The sequence below is a fragment of the Ruegeria sp. BC6 genome (assembly GCF_056539185.1).
The window spans coordinates 956,360-974,353 of record NZ_JBQFUM010000001.1; the positions used below are offsets into that span (position 1 = coordinate 956,360).

Sequence of the window (17,994 nt, forward strand, 5' to 3'; positions counted from 1 at the left end):
GGCCTGTTGGCGGGGCTGGATGTGAGGGGCCAGCCCCTCACGCTCCCCGGGATATTTGAGGCCATATGAAGCGGTCAGACCGGCAACAGGGCCAGAGCGATGCGGCGGCCTTCGGACAACAGCACGTTGTAGGTGCGGCAGGCGGCGGGCGAGTTCATGATCTCGACCCCGATGCCGGCGTCTTCGAGGGTCGACCGCAAATCAGAGGGTATGTGAGACAGATCAGCGCCGGTGCCGATGAACAGAACGTCAACCTGATTGGCCAGCCCTAGAAGGCTCTCGCTGTCCGCAAAACCGCCCCACGGTCCCGTGCCTCCGGGGCCTGTCAGAACACTGCCTTCGTGAACCTCGCCGCCGATGCGGAAGAACCCGGGCCCATAGCCATCGATCGGAACTGCGTTGGTATATGTGATCTCGTTCAGGCGCATGTGATCTTCTATCCCCAAAGCGGCAAGCCCGACAAGGCCGCAGCAGCGATGACTGCATACGCAATCACGCGGTAGACCCGTTCCCGGGCAGGCTGAAACATCCAGCCGCCCAGCCAATTTCCTGCCAGATTCGGAACGGCAAGCGCCAGGCCCAACCCAACCGTTGACCAAGTCAATTGCCCGAACACAGCGAGATACCCGAAGATCAGAAAATCAAAGGCCAGAAGGAACAGCAGGATCGTGGCCCGAACAACTGCCACAGGCAACGGGCGAGACATGTAGAACAGGATTACCGCCGGACCCGGAATGCCTGCAACGCCCCCCAAAAAGCCGGCCGCAGCGCCGATGGCAGTTACCATGTTGCGCCGGACTGCGCCGTTGTACCGCAGCCCCGAAATCAGCACGACCAGCATGAACAGGGTCACGAGGCTGACGGCGTAGCGAAAAACCTCAGGCTGGACTCGGGTCAATATCGACAGTCCGACCGGCAGCAAAAGCGCACACCCGATGACAAGTCGCACCAGATCGCGTTTGTCGACATCAACCCAGGCGCGGCGCAGATTGGGAAGTGGTCCGAAGACATCCATGCAGGTCAACGCGATCAAAGCCCCGAACGGACCAAGATACGGCGTCGACAGCGGCAGAAAGATCAGCGCAGTGCCGAACCCGGAAAACCCTCGAACGATTCCACCCGCGAGGGCTGCAAAAATGATGACGGCCAATCCCGTTGGGGATTGGCCGAACACATCAGGCATCAATATTGGCAAACTGGTTGCCGGCCGTGTTCGATGGCTTGGACCAATCGCGTTTGACGCCCAGCCACAGCAGGATGGTCGAGGCCACGAAGACCGACGAATAGGTCCCCACGATCACGCCCCAGATCATCGCGAAGACGAACCCGCGGATCACGTCACCGCCGAGCACATACAGCGAGACAAGCGCCAGCAACGTGGTGACCGAGGTCATGACGGTTCGGCTGAGCGTTTCATTGATCGAGAGGTTCAGAACCTCTTTCAGGTCCTTCTTCTTGTATTTACGCAGGTTCTCACGCACCCGGTCGAATACGACCACGGTATCGTTCAGCGAGTAACCGACGATCGTCAGAAGCGCGGCGATAATCGCGAGGTCGAACCGGATCTGCAACTCGGAAAAAATACCGATCGTCAGCAACACGTCATGCACCAGCGCGGCGACCGCCCCCAGCGCGAACTGCCATTCAAACCGCAGCCAGATGTAGACCAGCACCGCTCCGATCGCCAGAACCACGGCAATCACGGCTGTTTGGATCAGCTCGCCCGAGACTTTCGGGCCCACGGATTCCACCGAAACAAACTGGATATCTGGGATTACAGCCTGCAAGGCGCCTTCGACTGCCGCGATGGTGTCGGCCGTGACCGACTCGGCACCGTCCTGCGCTTGAATGCGGATCATGGCCACGTTCTCATCAGGCCCGAATGTCGGGTCGAAGATTTCGGTGATGGTGACATCTCCGAGGCCCAGCGGCGCAATGGCGTCGCGGTAAACACCGACGTCCAGCTCCTGCGTGCTCTGGGTCCGGATCGTGGTACCGCCCCGGAAGTCGATCCCGAAGTTCAAACCCTGCAGCATGAACGAAGCGAATGCGATGACCATCATCAGGCCCGAAATGCCCAGCCAGACCTTCCAGCGGCTGAAGAAATCGAACGAGGTGTTTTCGGGTACGAGTTTCAGTCTCATGTCAAACCTCGATCGTTTTCGGGCGGCGCCGTTCGAACCACATGATGATCATCAGTCGCGTCACGAAGATCGCGGTGAAGACCGACGTCAGAATGCCCAGGCCAAGCGTAATGGCAAAGCCGCGAACCGGGCCGCTGCCGATGGCGAACAGGATAACGGCGGTGATGAAAGTCGTGATGTTGGCATCCAGAATGGCCGACAGGGCCTTTTCATAGCCCAGGTCGATTGCCCGAGCGGGGCCTTTGGCCGATTTCAGCTCTTCTCGGATACGTTCGAAGATCAACACATTGGCATCCACCGCCATACCGACCGTCAACACGATCCCGGCAATGCCTGGCAAGGTCAGGGTCGCGCCAATCAGTGACAACAGCCCAAAGATCAGCCCGACGTTAATCAGCAAAGCGATGTTGGCGAAGATGCCAAAAAGACCATAGCTGAGCGCCATGAAGATCAAGACTGCCGCAAAAGCGACCGTGGTGGCGACCTTACCCGCGTCGATGCTGTCCTGGCCCAGTTCGGGGCCGATCGTACGTTCTTCGAGGAACTCAAGACCCGCCGGCAGCGCGCCTGCACGCAGCAGAACAGCAAGGTTCGTGCTTTCTTCGACGGTGAAGTTGCCGGTGATGATGCCGGAACCGCCGGGGATATGGCTTTGGATCACCGGAGCCGAGATCACCTCGTCATCCAGCACGATCGCAAACGGAGCACCGATATTGTCACGGGTGTAATCGCCGAATTTGCGGGCGCCGGATGTGTTGAACCGGAAGCTGACCGCCGGGCGTCCGTTCTGATCGAATGAAGGCTGCGCGTCGACCAATTCCTCGCCCGTCACGACGGGTGCGGATTCGATGGTGTAGTACACGCCGTTTTCATCGATCGACGGCACGACCTCTTCACCGACGCCGGGCACGACGTCCGGATCGGTGCCGCGGGCCACGACCGGATTGAAGGTCAGTTGCGCGGTGGTACCGATGATGTCCTTCAACTCGCTGGCGCTTCCGATACCCGGCACCTGAATCAGGATCCGGTCGGTGCCCTGACGCTGGATGGTCGGCTCACGAGTGCCGACCTCGTCGATCCGGCGGCGCACGATTTCCAGAGCCTGACGCACCGTGCGATCATCCGAGGCCAGTTTCTCCGCCTCGGACAGTTTTACGATCAGGGTGTCACCGTCTGCGCTGACTTCGATATCCGTGGCGCCGACCCCGGTCAGCGTCTGCACCTGACGGGCCAGCCCGCGCACCGCTTCCAGAGCGCTTGGCATACCGTCCGGCTGGCTGATGCGAACACGAATCTCATCCGGGGCCGAGGGTTGACGGCGGATGGTTCCGACCGTCGCCCGTTCGTCCCGCAGGGCATCACGAACTTCGGGCCACATGGCCTCCATCCGTGTCTCGTAGACATCGCCAACCTGAACTTCGGCCAACAGATGCGCCCCACCGCGCAGATCAAGCCCCAGGTTGACCAATGACGACGGCAACCAATTGGGCCATTGCCCCGCTTGAGCCTGCATCTCGGGCGTGTCGAGGCCCAGTTCGATGGCGGCCTTGGCGTCGTTCGATTGTTCGACCCGCGTGTAAAACGCGTTCGGCAGGGCCATCAGCAGGCCAACCACGCAGACCAGCCAGATCAGGACCCGTTTCCAGGTGTCAATTTGCAGCATTACCCTGCCTTTTCAGGAAGTTGCGACGCGAAATTACTTCGCCGGTTCGGTCTTGTTCAGCACCTGAGCGATGGTCGACTTGACCACACGAACCCGGACGCCGTCCGCGATCTCGACCTCGATCTCGTTTTCGCCTTCCTTGACCTTCGACACTTTGCCGATGAGGCCACCCTGAGTGACGACCTGATCGCCGCGGCGCACTGCCTCGACCATGGCCTGATGTTCCTTCATCTTCTTCTGCTGCGGACGGATCAGCAGGAAGTACATGATCGCGAAGATCAGGATGAGCGGGAGAAACTGGGCGATTGCGCCACCTTCCATGGGACATTCCTTTTTTCTTGAGGTCGCGGAGTGAGCACCGCGAATTTGCCGGGAAACTATGCCTTGAAATCAACCTTTGCAAGCGATGGCCGACTTGGCATGCCGTGCAACAGTGTCACGATCCCCGAAGATGATGAATTACACCGCAGATATCCACTAGGATGGTGCGGGGCTTTGGGTATAGTCAAAGTCAGGGAGGACCCATGCGGAGTATCGTCAAGGCCCCATTTCCATTGGGTGTTTTGCTGTCCATGCTGTTTGCGGCTTGGGCCTTTTCGGTGCCTGTCATGGCGCAGGATGCCCCGCAGGACGGACCCGAAGCCGACAGCGCCGCCGCCGAGACCTTCATGGCTCCGGTCATCGTTGACGGCGACACCTTGTTCCACATTCGAGGCTCCAGCGCCCTGCCCGCGCCGGAAAGGGCCGAGAACATTCAGGACGCGATCATCAAGGTCGCCGAATCCTCGGATGCCACGGATGTCGACATCACCTATCAGGACACCGAGATAGGCACCCGCATTCTGGCGGACGGTCAGATGGTCACCATCGTCACCGAGGCCGATGCCGAGCTGGAGCAAATGGAACTGAGCGTCCTGACGGTCTTGCATGGCGACGCCATCCGGGACGCGATCATGGCTTACCGGGCAAACCGCACGGACGAGGCACGTGTGTCCGGTGCGATCGAAGCGGCGGCGTGGACGTTGGGGTTCATCGTCTTCGTCCTGGTGATCCTTTGGCTGCACAGGCGCATTCGGCGACGCACGCTGATCTTTGTCCGGCGATACCTTAGGGACGTGGAGGAAGCCACCGCGAAAAGTGTACAGGCCGAGGCGATTGCCGCACTGATCCGATACGGGCTGAATTTTGGCCTGCTGATCATCTTCTTTCTGGGTTTCTATTACTATCTGTCGTTCGTCCTGCTGGCATTTGCCGAGTCGCGGTACTTTGCGCAGCTGCTACTGACCTACCTGACCGAACCGGTTCTGCTGATCTTCCGGGGTATCCTCAGCTACATCCCGAACATGATCATGCTGGCGTTGATCGCCTGGGTGACGATGTACATCATCAAAGGCATGCGGGTGTTCTTCGACGCGGTCGAGGCCGGCACTTTCGACATGGGCGATTTCGAGAAACACTGGGTCAATCCCACGTTCAATATCGCGCGTGTCGTGGTGATCCTGATCGCCCTTGTCTTTGCGGTTCCCTACATTCCGGGCTCGGATTCGGCGGCCTTTCAGGGTCTGACCATCCTGGTTGGCGCAATGCTCTCTCTTGGCGCGAACTCGGTTGTCAGCAACATGCTGGCTGGACTGTTCGTAATCTATCGCCGGTCGACCTCGATCGGTGACCGCATCCAAATCGGTGAACACATCGGTGATGTGGTGCAGATCAAACTTATGGAAACCCACCTGAAGTCCATCAAGAACGAGCTGATCTCGATCCCCAACGCCCAATTGATGAACTCGGATGTGGTCAATTTTTCCAAGCAGACCGACGGCAAGGGCCTGCTTTTGCACACGACCGTTGGGATCGGCTATGAAGAGCCCCCCGAAAAGGTCGAAGCGATGCTGATCGAGGCAGCCCGTCGCACCGATGGGCTTCGCGCCCGCCCCGAGCCCTTTGTCCTGTGGACCGCGCTGGCCGATTACGCGATCAATTACCAGATCAACGCCTACACGACCCGTGGCAACTCGATCCCGCGGATCAAGTCCGACCTGCACCGCAACATCGTTGACGTGTTCAACGAGAACGGTGTTCAGATCATGACGCCGTCCTACGTTGCCGACCCTCCCGAGCCGAAGATCCCGACCCATCCATGGGACGGTCGACTGGCACATGACACGGTTGAAGACACGGACAACTAGGCCGTTTTTCCAACCCGGTGCTACACCCTGCCCGTCAGATGGTGCATAAGCGGCCCTAGTGATTCATTTGCCAAGGATCTGACCTATGCACGACATCCGCGCAATTCGCGAAAACCCAGCAGCTTTCGACGCCGCGCTCGCGCGCCGGGGGGAAGCTCCGGTATCGTCAGACCTGCTGCGCCTGGATGAAAGCCGTCGGGCCAAGATCCTGGCAGCCGAAACGGCGCAGGCCGAACAGAACAAGGCCAGCAAGGAAGTCGGCGCAGCCAAGGCGCGCGGCGACGAAGCCGAGTTCCAGCGTCTTCGGGCACTTGTGGCCGAGAAAAAGGCCGAAATCGCCCGTATGCAGACCGAGGCCAAGGATATCGACGCCCTTCTGACTGACCAGTTGGTTCGCATCCCGAACTTGCCGGCCGAGGACGTACCCGACGGCAAAGACGAGAATGACAATGTCGAAGTCAAACGCTGGGGCACGCCGCGGGACTATGACTTTGAACCGAAGGAACACTTCGAGATCGCCTCGGTACAGAACGGCATGGATTTCGAGACTGCCGCCAAGCTGGCAGGATCTCGTTTCGTGCTGCTGTCGGGCGGTGTGGCGCGCATTCATCGGGCGCTCGCGCAGTTCATGCTGGATACGCACACCAACGAGAACGGTCTGACCGAAGTGAATGGTCCGGTTCTGGTGCTCTCCGAGATGATGCAGGGCACCGGCCAGCTGCCGAAGTTCGGCGAGGACAGCTACCAAACCCGCGAGGGGTGGTGGCTGATCCCGACCTCCGAGGTGTCGCTGACCAACATCGTCAACAGTTGCGTCATCGAGGAAAGCTATCTGCCGCGCCGCTACACGGCACATTCGCTGTGCTTCCGCTCCGAGGCGGGCTCGGCCGGCAAGGACACGCGCGGCATGCTGCGCCAGCACCAGTTCGAAAAGGTCGAGATGGTCTCGGTCACGCATCCCGACAAATCGGACGACGAACAGCAGCGCATGCTGCGCTGTGCCGAAGGCATCCTGGAAAAGCTGGGCATTCCCTACCGTACCGTCGTCTTGTGCACCGGCGACATGGGGTTTGGCGCGCGCCGGACTTTCGACATCGAGGCTTGGCTGCCCGGCCAGAACACCTATCGCGAGATCAGCTCGGTTTCGACCTGCGGAGATTTCCAGGCCCGTCGCATGAATGCGCGCTTCCGGCCTGAAGGTGGGGGCAAACCTGAATTCGTGCACACACTGAACGGATCGGGCCTGGCGGTGGGGCGTTGCTTGATCGCGGTCCTGGAAAACGGCCAGAACGCCGATGGCACCGTGACCCTACCCGAGGTTCTTTCGCCGTATCTTGGCGGCAAGCTGACCCTGCAGGCTGACGGCACGCTGGCGTAACCTTTGGCGGTCACCCCAGCCGCGACCGCATTGCTTCAGATCAAGGCAAGGAAGTGACTATTTCTTTGCCTTTTTCTTGGCCTTCTTGTCCTTTTTGTCTTTCTTGGACTTACCGTCGGCCTTTTCTTTTGCCTTCTTGGACTTCTTGTCTTTTTTCGACTTGGCCTTGGATTTTATCTTTTCCTTCGCCTTCGAGATCGCCGCTTCCATCTCTTTCTTTTTCTTTGCTGCCTTTTCGGCCTTGGCTTTGGCCTTGGCCTTCTTCCGGGCCTTGGCCTCTGCTTCGGCTTTCTCGGCTGCCACCTTGGCCTCTGCCTCGGCCTTGCGCGCAGCAGCTGAGGTCCGAGGTTGCGCCGCCTTCCGCGCTGGGGCCTTCGGTGGGCGGGTCTTGGCCACGGGTGCCGCGCCGGACGTGGCCTGTTTGGCGGCGGCGATCAATCCGGGCGCCCGGCGCGCTCCGATACCGGGAACGGCGACCAGCGCAGCCGGTTTGGCCTTGGCCAGGTCCTCGGCCGTCTTGAAGCCATTGTCGTTGAGAGCGCGGCCAAGTGCTTCTCCAATGCCGCGAACCTTGGTCACCGCTGTCATTCCAAAACTCCTAAACGATCCAACTTAAAAACTACGTCCGACAGGCCGTAAGACAAGGCTTCGGTCTGCACAACCTTTGGAAAACCGTCCTTAACTGCCCCGGGCCAGCTCACCGGTTTCACCCTGCCGCGGAAAGGGAACCAGCCGCTTGGCATCTTCATCCCACAGCTTCAGGTTCAGCGCGGCCACCGCCTCGGGAAACTTGATCCGGCGGGGTGTGTATTCGGGTGGCAGGTTGTAGTGACAGGCGCGCAGCCGGTAGGACGGGATGCGGGCATTGAAATGGTGGATGTCATGCAGCGTGATGCAGGCGACCGCATTGTCGAACCACCATCCGAAATCCAGCGCTGACGAACCCTGAAGCGCAGCCAGTTGCGGGTCCAGATCCGGGCGGCGATCCCAGTAGGTGTCCTCGAAATTGTGCTGAAGATACACCAGAAACACACCCAGCATTCCGCCGAGGAACGAGAAGGCCAGCCAGACGAGTATGCCTGTCATGCCTGCAATCCAATACAACAGCCCGAGGAAAACCACGATGGACAGGTTGTGCAGCACGACCCCACGGACGCCGAACCGCACCGTGTTTTTGGGCCAGCGATAGCGGATAAAATACGTGAACAGGGCCCCGACCGGCACCAGGATGAAGGGATTGCGGTAAAGCCTGTAGAACAGACGTGTTTTCCAATCCGCTTCATTCCATTCCCGCAATGTCATCGTGTTAATTTCACCGGTCTCCCGATGCTCGAGATTGCCGATGCCGGTGTGATGCAGATTGTGGTTCTGTTTCATCACTTCGAACGGAGCGAAGGTGAACGGCGACAGCACGTGGCCAGCCCATTCATTCTGCCGTCGGGTTTCGAACAGAGAATGATGACCGCAATCATGCTGAAGAACATAGAGACGCACTGCCGAAAAGGCGAACACGATACCAGCCGGGATCATGATGAACCACTGATCCACATAGACGATCGCCAGCGTCAGCGATGCGAAATACACCACGAACGTCCCGAAATAGCTGAGCGCGGCCAGCCGATTGTCCTGCACCGCGTACTGTCTCGTATATTCTCTCAGGTCCATCCAGCCCGCTCCCCACGATGGTCCGGTTCAATAGTCCTTGCGAAATTTTGCACGTCACTGGCACGCGCAAATCGCGCGCGAAATGAATGCACGCATGCGAATGCTAGCGCGATGCTTGGGGGCTGTCACGCCCCAAGCCCGAAAATGCTGAAAATTGGCGCAGTTACGCCTTGCCCTTGAGATGTTTGGCCAGCGCACCCGCGTTTTTCTTGCGGCGCCCCTTGTAGGGGTTCTTGTCCCCCTGCCCGCGCAGCGTCAGCCGGATCGGGGTTCCGGGCATGTCGAAATCCTCGCGCAGACCGTTGACCAGATACCGCGAGTAGCTTTCCGGCATCTTGTCCGGGTGCGAGCACATGACGACAAAACCCGGCGGGCGCGTCTTTGCTTGAGTCATATAGCGCAGCTTGATCCTGCGCCCCTGGGGGGCTGGCGGTGGGTGCTGCTCCAACATGGCGGTCAGCCAGCGGTTCAAGGCCGCGGTGGGAACCCGACGGTTCCAGACATCGTGGGCGCGCAGGATCGCATCCCGCAGCCGCTCCAGCCCCCTGCCCGTCTTTGCCGACACGGTCACCAGAGGCGCGCCGCGCAGTTGGGGAAGCAGGCGTTCGAACGAGGTTTTGAGCTCGCGCAGCTTCTCCTGCTTGTTATCCTCGACATCCCACTTGTTCACCGCGATCACCACGGCACGGCCTTCACGTTCGGCCAGATCGGCAATGCGCAGGTCCTGCTGCTCGAACGGGATCGCCGCATCCAGCAGAACAACCACGACTTCGGCGAACTTGACGGCGCGCAGGCCGTCGGAAACCGAGAGTTTCTCCAGCTTTTCCTGTACCTTGGCCTTCTTGCGCATACCGGCGGTGTCAAAGATGCGCATGGGGGTGCCACCCCAGTCCAACTTCAGACTGATGGCGTCACGGGTAATGCCGGCCTCGGGACCGGTCAGCAGACGATCTTCGCCCAGGATCTTGTTGATCAGCGTGGACTTGCCAGCATTCGGACGCCCGACAACGGCCACTTGCAGCGGCTTGTCCGGCGTAATTGCAGGGGCTTCGCCCTCGGTTTCCCCATCCTCGTCCAGATCGATATCCGTTTGCGGAACGTCCTCTGGCTGTTTTTCTTCCATGGCGTCAGCCAAAGGCATCAACGCCGCGTAAAGGTCGGTCATGCCTTCGCCATGCTCACCCGACAGGCGGATCGGCTCGCCCAGACCCAGGTTGTACGCCTCGAGCACACCGGCATCCGCCGCCGCCCCCTCGGCCTTGTTGGCCGCCAGGATCACATGCTTGGACCGCTTGCGCAGAATCTCGGCAAACATCTCGTCGGTCGGGGTCAGGCCCACACGGGCGTCGATCATGAACAGGCAGACATCGGCCATGTCCACGGCACGCTCGGTCAGGCGCCGCATCCGGCCCTGCAGGCTGTCGTCGGTGGCATCCTCCAACCCGGCCGTGTCGATCACGGTAAAGCGCAGGTCACCCAGCCGCCCTTCGCCCTCACGCAGATCGCGGGTAACGCCGGGCTGGTCGTCCACCAGAGCAAGGCGCTTGCCCACAAGGCGATTGAACAGGGTGGATTTGCCCACATTGGGGCGCCCCACGATGGCGAGGGTCAAAGACATGATACTCAACTTTCAAGACTCAGACGCGCCCTTTAACGCATCTTGTCGTCAACGGAAAGCGTGCAGTTGCCCTTTGGTCGAAACCACGTAGAGGGTCTGGTTCGCAACCACCGGTGCCGTTGTCGCCCCGCCCGGAACCTCGACCTGATGCACCAGCATGCCGTCGACAGGGTTATAGAACCGCAGATAACCGTCGTTCGAGCCGATGACGATGCGTCCGCCAGCCATGATGGGGCCGTAATGCGCAAAGATCGGTCCCCGACGGTTGGGCTTGTCCTTGACGAAGCCCGGCAGGTCGATGGCCCAGACCACAGACCCGTCTGACACGTCCAACCGCACCAACTGGCTGCGGTCGCTGATCAGGAATACGCTGTTGCCGACCGGCCAGACGGTATCGACCGCGCCTTCGAAAGCGGTCCAGATCCGTTCGCCCGAGCTGGCGTCGAAGGCGACCGTGCGTCCTGAGTGGTTGCCGATGTAGATTGAGTTTCCGGATACGATCGGGCCGCCCGTCACATCCACGATCTGCGCTGCGGCCCGCCCCCTGCGGCCGCCGGCGACCGACGCGTTCCAGCGACGGATACCGCCTTTGCGGAAAGCGGCCGCCACATCACCGGACCCAAACGCAAAGACTGCAAACTCGTTCGCCAATACCGGCGCCGGAGCTCCCAGGACATTGCCGACGCTGGGCGTGCCCTCGATCTGCCAGGCAATGCGCCCGTCCTTTGCATCAACCGCCCAGCCAGTCTGATCCCCGGCCACAAGGTACAGCAGGCCGCCAGAAACCAGCGGTGCTCCGCTACCGGTCGCGTTCAGCTTCTTTTGCCAGCGAATACCGCCGGTGCGCGCATCCAGAGCGGTCAGACGGCCAAAACCGGACGAAACGTACAACGTGTTGTCTGCATAGGCGATGCCGCCCCCGGTCGCCTGCTCTTCGCCATCCGTGGCGGGGACCAGGTTTGTGCTCCAGACCAGTTGCCCCTGAGGAGAAACCGCGGAAACGGTTGCCGCCGCGTCCAGGGTGTAGATCAAGCCACCTGCGACAACCGGATCAGCGGTGATCCTTTGTTTGCGCCCGTCGCCGGCCCCGATCGAGGTTGACCAGATGCGCTGCGGCGCGGGGCTGAGCGCCGCGTTGGTGGTACGGAAAGCCGCGGTTCCCGGGCTCTGTGCCCATTCGGCGTTGCGCTTTGCGGCCGGCAGGCTGATCGGTTTGGCACCGGTTGTCTGAACGGTTTCCAGATCCTGGGCCGGGCGGATGTCTTCACGCTCGCCCGGCAGGATCACTTCGGGTTCCTCGCAGGCGCTCAGCGCTGTCAGCGCCAGAACTGCGACCGGCAAACCAAATCGGGAAAATAGTCTTTTTGCCATGAAACTCCGAACTCGCCTGTCTTGGTTCACTGAAATGGGCCGCGTATCAACCCTGCTGTGCGGTGATCGGTTCGGGCGTTCCGCCCAGCGCGACGATCAATTGGGTTGCACGCTGCTGGATGTCGGCACTGACCTCTGCATCCTGACGGATGGACTGCAGACGTTCCAGCGCGGCCTGAGTGTCACCATCGGTGAGGTCGATCAGGGCCAGTTGTTCTTCTGCCAGCAGACGCAGCGGCGCGCCCGGAGCGGCCAGCGCCTCGAACTGTTGGCGGCGCTCGGCGGCGGGCATGGTTTCGGACTGCAACAACAGGGCCTTGAAGGCAGCGATCGAGCGGTAGATTTCCGGCAGATCACCCTGAACCGCAATCGCGTTCAGCTGTTCTACGGCCTGTTCGACCGATCCCGACTCGGACAATGCGCCCGAGAGGAGAAAGCCCAAAACCGCCTGTTCGCCGGCCGAACTGGCCGTGACCTGCGCCAACGCATCCGCACGTGCGGAAGCGTCGTTCAGCTGCATCGCGGCCAGAATATCGTCGCCCAGCTTCTGGGCCTGACTGGCGTCGCGCGCCTTGCGGTATTCATTGAAAGCCGCACCGCCCACGATCAGAACAACGGCCAGAACACCGACCCAACCCCATCGACGCAGCTGCAGGTAAAGCCGGTCGCGGCGCACCTCTTCGGTGACCTCATCAATGAAACTGTCGACGTCGCTCATTCCTGCCCCCGGGCGTTGCATTCAGCTTTCTGGCGCCATGTCATACCCCGGCACCATCAGCAAGCCAAGTACCCGAAATGCACAATTGCTCGGCGTCAGGGCGCTCTTGCGAAAAAAATCAAACCAAACTATTCAGTTCAGTATGGACTTCGCGCACGCACGCCCCCATGTCATTGCGTGCCCACCGGCATTTGTGCGGACATAATATTTTAAGGAGAATGACGGCATGCGATTGATATCCCTCGTCAACGCCGTATTGGTCATCGTTGCATTGTATTTCGTGGTTTTCGAGCGCGATGCCCTGTTTGCATTTGCCGGTCGCGAAGATGCTGCGAGCCAGTCTGACGCTGGCGCTGAGGCAAACGATGCCTCGGCCGTGCAGGCCGTTGGGGTTGTCGCGTTGCGCTCCACTGCGCGCGAAATCGACAGCGCCGTTCTGCTGCGCGGTGAAACCAAAGCAATCCGTCAGGTCGAAGTTCTGGCCGAAACCACATCGACCGTCATTTCGGAACCCAAGCGCAAAGGCACCTTCGTCGAGGCTGGCGATCTGCTGTGCGAATTGGATCCCGGCTCACGCCCGGCACAGCTGGCCCAGGCCAAGGCTGCCAAGCTGGAGGCGGAAAGCCGTGTGCCCGAAGCCGAAGCACGGCTGGAGGAAGCACATGCCCGCGTTGCCGAGGCCGAAATAAACCTGATTGCAGCCCGCAAACTGTCGGAAACTGGCTTCGGCTCCGAAACCCGGCGGATCGCGGCCGAGGCCGAGATGAGTACCGCAAAGGCCGGTATCAAGGCGGCCGAGGCCGAGTTGAAGGCTACGGAGGCGGGCATCGAGGCTGCGGAAGCGGCGGTTTCGGCTGCCGAACTGGAATTGGATCGCATCACCATCGAGGCCCCGTTTCAGGGCCTTCTGGAAAGCGATGCCGCCGAATTGGGCAGTCTGATGCAGCCCGGATCGTTGTGCGCGACCGTGATCCAGCTTGATCCGATCAAGCTGGTCGGCTTTGTTCCCGAAACCGAAGTGAACCGTGTCACCGTCGGCGCTCCGGCGCAGGCACAACTGGTGACCGGATTGCAGGTCGAGGGCCGTGTGACCTTCCTCAGCCGTTCGGCGGACGAAACCACACGCACGTTCGAGGTGGAAGTCACCGTCCCGAACCCCGAGCTTCTGATCCGGGACGGGCAGACCGCAAGCATCCGCATCGCGGCCGAAGGCGCCAAGGCTCACCTGCTGCCGCAATCGGCGTTGACGCTGAACAACGAAGGCCAGCTAGGCGTTCGGACGGTCGGAGCCGGTAATATCGTCGATTTCGTACCCATCCGCCTGTTGCGCGATACGGCCGACGGTGTTTGGGTCGGCGGTCTTGCGGAAACCGTAGACATCATCGTGGTCGGACAAGAGTTCGTGACTGCGGGTGTGGTCGTAGCGCCCACCTATGAGGACGTTTCCCAATGACGGGCATAGTCAGCTGGGCCGCCGACAGGGCCCGAATGGTTCTGGCATTCATTGCCATCTCGCTGATCATCGGCGGGTTTGCTTATGTCAGCTTGCCCAAAGAAGGCGAACCGGACATCGAGATTCCGGCCCTGTTCGTGTCGGTTCAGTTTCCGGGCATTTCGGCCGAAGACAGTGAAAATCTGTTGATCAAGCCGATGGAAACCGAGCTTGCGGATCTGGACGGCCTGAAGGAGATGACCGCCACCGCCGCCGAGGGCTATGCCGGGATCGCGCTTGAGTTCGACTTTGGCTGGGACAAGACAGCCATTACCGCTGACGTGCGCGACGCGATGAACAGTGCGCAGGCCGACTTCCCCGAAGGCGCCGAGCAATACACGCTTACCGAGATCAACTTCTCGGAATTCCCGATCGTCATCGTGAACCTGTCGGGTGCCGTGCCCGAACGCACGATGGCGCGGGTCGCCAAGGACCTCCAGGACGAGCTCGAGGCGCTGGATTCGGTTCTTGAGGCCGGGATTGCCGGCAATCGCGATGAAATGCTGGAAGTGGTCATCGATCCGCTGCGACTTGAGGCGTACAACGTCACCGCGGCCGAGCTGATCAACGTCGTGCAGAACAACAACCAGCTGATCGCCGCTGGTGAGGTCGAAACCGAACAGGGTGCGTTTTCGGTCAAGATTCCTTCGTCCTTCAAGACCGCACAGGATGTCTATGGACTGCCGATCAAGGTCAATGGCGACCGGGTCGTGACCTTGGGCGAACTGGCCGAGATCAACTATACCTTCGAAGACCGCGAAGGGACCGCCCGCTTCAACGGCGAACCGACCGTGGCGCTGCAGGTCGTCAAACGCAAGGGTTTCAACCTGATCGACACCGTGGCCCAGGTGAAAGAGACCGTCGCCAAGGCCGAGACCAAGTGGCCGGCCGAGCTGCAGGCTGCCGTGAATGTCGGCACGTCGAATGACCAGAGCCGCATCGTCGGCTCGATGGTCAGCCAGCTGGAAGGCTCGGTTCTGACGGCCATCGCGCTGGTGATGATCGTGGTACTGGCTTCGCTGGGTACCCGCGCGGCGCTGCTGGTGGGATTCGCGATTCCGACCTCGTTCCTGTTGTGTTTCGCGTTCCTGGCCATCATGGGCGTCAGCATCTCGAACATCGTCATGTTCGGCCTGATCCTGGCTGTGGGGATGCTGGTCGATGGCGCGATCGTGGTCGTGGAGTATGCCGACAAACGCATCAAGGAAGGCGTCGGCCCGATGCACGCCTATGTCGAGGCAGCCCAGCGGATGTTCTGGCCCATCGTCTCGTCAACCGCCACGACGCTGTGCGCATTTCTTCCCATGCTGTTCTGGCCGGGCATTCCGGGTGAATTCATGGGGATGCTGCCGGTTACGCTGATCTTCGTTCTGTCGGCCTCGCTGATCGTGGCGCTGATCTACCTGCCGGTGATGGGCGGTGTCTCGGGCCGGTTGAGCCGCGTGTTCGACCGCAGCTCGGATTGGTTGCGCGCGCGGACGCCCTGGTGGGTGCGTGCCGTCATGGTTCCGCCGTCGGTCTACATGATCTTCCTGGGCGCAATGCAGCTGCTGAACCCCACGTATCTGCTGCCGGAAGGCGCAGGCGGTGGGTTCTTGCTGGGCGCGGTTCTGTTCCTGTTCGGCGCCTTCGCCGGATCGGTCACGCTAAGCGCAGCCCGGATCGAGCGCAAGCCGGACGAACGTGTCCACACGGCCAAGGAGCATACGCCCTTCGGTTATGTCATCAAGTTCTTGGTCGGCAATCCGATCATGCCGATCGTCTCGATCGTGGCAGTAGGCTTTGCGGTGATGACGGTGATGACCATGTACGGTCAGAACAACCGCGGTGTTGAATTCTTCGTCGAAAGCGAGCCGGAACAGGCCACCGCCTATGTCCGCGCACGGGGCAACCTGTCGCTGGCCGAAAAGGACGCGCTGGTTTTCGAGGCCGAACAGGTGATCAGCCAGCATCCGGCAGTGATCAACGTGTTCTCGTTCGCCGGTGAAGGCGGCCTGAACCAGAACAACGGTGGGGCGCAGGCTCCGGCGGACACGGTGGGCCGCGTGCAGTTCGAGATCATCCCGTGGGAGGATCGCCCGAACGTGTCAGAACCTGTCGCAGGCGGATTGTTCGATAAGCACACCGTCGCGCCCGAGTATGACGGCGATTTCGTGATCGAGCAGTTGAACGCCGAGCTTGCCAAGCTGCCGGGTTTCGTTGTCGAGATCCTGCCGCTGGAACAAGGTCCGGCCTCGGCTAAGCCCGTGCACCTGCGGATCAAGGGCGACAACTGGGATGACCTGACCCGCGCCACACTGACCGCGCGCGAGGTGTTTGAAAACACCCCGGGCCTGATCAAGATCGAGGACACCCTGCCCTTGCCCGGTATCGACTGGCAGATCGACGTCGACGTGGCCAAGGCAGGACGGTTCGGGGCCGACGTGGCAACCGTGGGCGCGATGGTGCAGTTGGTGACCCGTGGCATCCTGCTGGGCGAAATGCGCCCCGAAAGCGTGGATGAAGAGATCGAGATCCGCGTCCGCCTGCCCGATCAGGATCGGGTCCTGTCCACGTTGGATACGCTCAAGGTTCGTACTCCGGACGGGCTGGTGCCCTTGTCGAACTTCATCACCCGCAAACCGGTGGCAAAGCTGGCCGAAATCAACCGCGTGGATCAAGAGCGCTATTACGACGTCAAGGCCGACGTGGAGTCCGGTCTGAGCAAAGTGGTGATCGACACCCCGGATGGAGAACAGCGGCTGGCCGTGGTGCGCGAAGTGACCGAAGGCTCGGAACCCGAAGGTGCGACGATCAACGGTGCCGATGGTACGGCCTATACTCTGGTTCAGTTGACCGGTGCGGACAGCTTGCAGGAGGTGCAGGCCGCTATTGATGACGGCGACGCCCGCCTGACGCTGATCAACCCGAACGAGCGGATCGCGGTACTGACCGAGTGGCTGGACACTCAGCCCTTTGCCAACACGATCACCTGGGAATGGACCGGAGACCAGGAAGACCAAGCCGAGAGCCAGGCCTTCCTCTCCAGCGCCTTTCTGGCCGCGCTGGGTCTGATGTTCGTGATCCTGTTGGCGCAGTTCAACTCGTTCTACAACTCGGTGCTGGTGCTGCTGGCGGTGGTTCTGTCCACCACCGGGGTGCTGATCGGGATGATGGTGATGCAACAGCCCTTCTCGATCATCATGACCGGCACCGGCATCGTGGCGCTGGCGGGGATCGTGGTGAACAACAACATCGTTCTGATCGACACCTATCAGGAATACAGCCGCTACATGCCCCGGATCGACGCCATCGTGCGCACGGCCGAGGCGCGGATCCGTCCGGTTCTGCTGACCACCCTGACCACGATGGCCGGCCTGACACCGATGATGTTCGGCCTGTCGCTGGACTTCATCAATGGCGGCTATTCCATCGACAGCCCCACCGCTCTGTGGTGGAAGCAGCTGGCGACGGCAGTGGTGTTTGGCCTGGGGATCGCCACGGTTCTGACGCTGATCGTGACGCCCTCGTTCCTGGCCTTGCGGGTGTGGGTGACCACGTACGCCATATGGCTGGGCAAGCTGTTGGCCCGCGTGACCGCCGGCCGTTCCAGCCAGATCGCGCAGGATATGGCGATCGGAGACTCGGCCCGCCGGATGCAGGCGACGGAAATCGTCTGGACCGAGGATGAGGCTGCAGATGCCGAGGAAAGCCCGGGCGACACACCGGGGCATCCGCTCAAAGCGGCGGAGTAACAAAAAAAACGGGCCGGTACAGCCG

At 60.9% G+C, this 17,994-nt stretch carries 14 protein-coding genes; 4 read left to right on the forward strand and 10 right to left on the reverse strand.

The window, feature by feature from the left end; translation table 11 throughout:
• Nucleotides 1-74 precede the first annotated feature (74 nt).
• Genes ACR0MM_RS04760 through yajC form a run of 5 tightly spaced genes read right to left on the reverse strand, consistent with a single transcriptional unit; the run spans nucleotide 75 to nucleotide 4,128 of the window.
• On the reverse strand, nucleotides 75-428 hold the full coding sequence (locus ACR0MM_RS04760) for an Mth938-like domain-containing protein (protein WP_170599460.1): 354 nt from the start codon (nucleotides 426-428) through the stop codon (nucleotides 75-77).
• Between the two features lie 8 nt (nucleotides 429-436).
• A complete protein-coding gene (locus ACR0MM_RS04765; RefSeq protein ID WP_480694708.1) occupies nucleotides 437-1,183 on the reverse strand; it encodes a TSUP family transporter in 747 nt (248 codons plus the stop codon).
• Nucleotides 1,176-2,144 (reverse strand): protein translocase subunit SecF, encoded by a 969-nt coding sequence (gene secF / locus ACR0MM_RS04770; RefSeq protein ID WP_170363199.1) that lies wholly within the window; start codon nucleotides 2,142-2,144, stop codon nucleotides 1,176-1,178. Before secF ends, ACR0MM_RS04765 begins: the two co-directional genes overlap by 8 nt.
• Nucleotide 2,145: 1 nt before the next feature.
• On the reverse strand, nucleotides 2,146-3,807 hold the full coding sequence (gene secD, locus ACR0MM_RS04775; RefSeq protein ID WP_480694710.1) for a protein translocase subunit SecD: 1,662 nt from the start codon (nucleotides 3,805-3,807) through the stop codon (nucleotides 2,146-2,148).
• Between the two features lie 33 nt (nucleotides 3,808-3,840).
• Nucleotides 3,841-4,128, reverse strand: coding sequence for a preprotein translocase subunit YajC (gene yajC, locus ACR0MM_RS04780; RefSeq protein WP_093962445.1), 288 nt, complete (start codon nucleotides 4,126-4,128; stop codon nucleotides 3,841-3,843).
• Between the two features lie 203 nt (nucleotides 4,129-4,331).
• On the opposite strand from yajC, the gene ACR0MM_RS04785 reads away from it, so the two are divergent.
• Both ACR0MM_RS04785 and serS read left to right on the forward strand, forming a co-directional pair.
• On the forward strand, nucleotides 4,332-5,993 hold the full coding sequence (locus ACR0MM_RS04785; RefSeq protein WP_170358699.1) for a mechanosensitive ion channel family protein: 1,662 nt from the start codon (nucleotides 4,332-4,334) through the stop codon (nucleotides 5,991-5,993).
• A gap of 85 nt (nucleotides 5,994-6,078) precedes the next feature.
• Nucleotides 6,079-7,371: a serine--tRNA ligase gene (gene serS / locus ACR0MM_RS04790; protein ID WP_170338006.1), complete on the forward strand. Its 1,293-nt coding sequence runs from the start codon at nucleotides 6,079-6,081 to the stop codon at nucleotides 7,369-7,371.
• Between the two features lie 57 nt (nucleotides 7,372-7,428).
• Here the strand turns inward: serS and ACR0MM_RS04795 are convergent, their stop codons facing one another.
• From ACR0MM_RS04795 to ACR0MM_RS04815, 5 genes are all read right to left on the reverse strand, one after another.
• Entirely contained in the window at nucleotides 7,429-7,959 is a 531-nt protein-coding gene (locus tag ACR0MM_RS04795) for a helix-hairpin-helix domain-containing protein (RefSeq protein ID WP_480694713.1), read from the reverse strand.
• A 90-nt stretch (nucleotides 7,960-8,049) separates the two neighbouring features.
• On the reverse strand, nucleotides 8,050-9,036 hold the full coding sequence (locus tag ACR0MM_RS04800) for a fatty acid desaturase (protein WP_480694715.1): 987 nt from the start codon (nucleotides 9,034-9,036) through the stop codon (nucleotides 8,050-8,052).
• A gap of 163 nt (nucleotides 9,037-9,199) precedes the next feature.
• Entirely contained in the window at nucleotides 9,200-10,654 is a 1,455-nt protein-coding gene (gene der, locus ACR0MM_RS04805) for a ribosome biogenesis GTPase Der (protein ID WP_170338000.1), read from the reverse strand.
• Nucleotides 10,655-10,702: 48 nt separating this feature from the next.
• Entirely contained in the window at nucleotides 10,703-12,025 is a 1,323-nt protein-coding gene (locus ACR0MM_RS04810; protein WP_480694717.1) for a PQQ-like beta-propeller repeat protein, read from the reverse strand.
• A gap of 46 nt (nucleotides 12,026-12,071) precedes the next feature.
• The gene (locus ACR0MM_RS04815) at nucleotides 12,072-12,743 is read right to left on the reverse strand and encodes a hypothetical protein (protein ID WP_480694719.1); all 672 of its coding nucleotides are present in this window, start codon (nucleotides 12,741-12,743) and stop codon (nucleotides 12,072-12,074) included.
• A gap of 226 nt (nucleotides 12,744-12,969) precedes the next feature.
• On the opposite strand from ACR0MM_RS04815, the gene ACR0MM_RS04820 reads away from it, so the two are divergent.
• Entirely contained in the window at nucleotides 12,970-14,196 is a 1,227-nt protein-coding gene (locus ACR0MM_RS04820; RefSeq protein WP_480694721.1) for an efflux RND transporter periplasmic adaptor subunit, read from the forward strand.
• Nucleotides 14,193-17,969, forward strand: a complete 3,777-nt coding sequence (locus ACR0MM_RS04825; RefSeq protein ID WP_480694723.1) for an efflux RND transporter permease subunit — start codon at nucleotides 14,193-14,195, stop codon at nucleotides 17,967-17,969. The genes ACR0MM_RS04820 and ACR0MM_RS04825 overlap by 4 nt, the downstream gene beginning before the upstream one ends.
• Nucleotides 17,970-17,994: the final 25 nt, after the last annotated feature.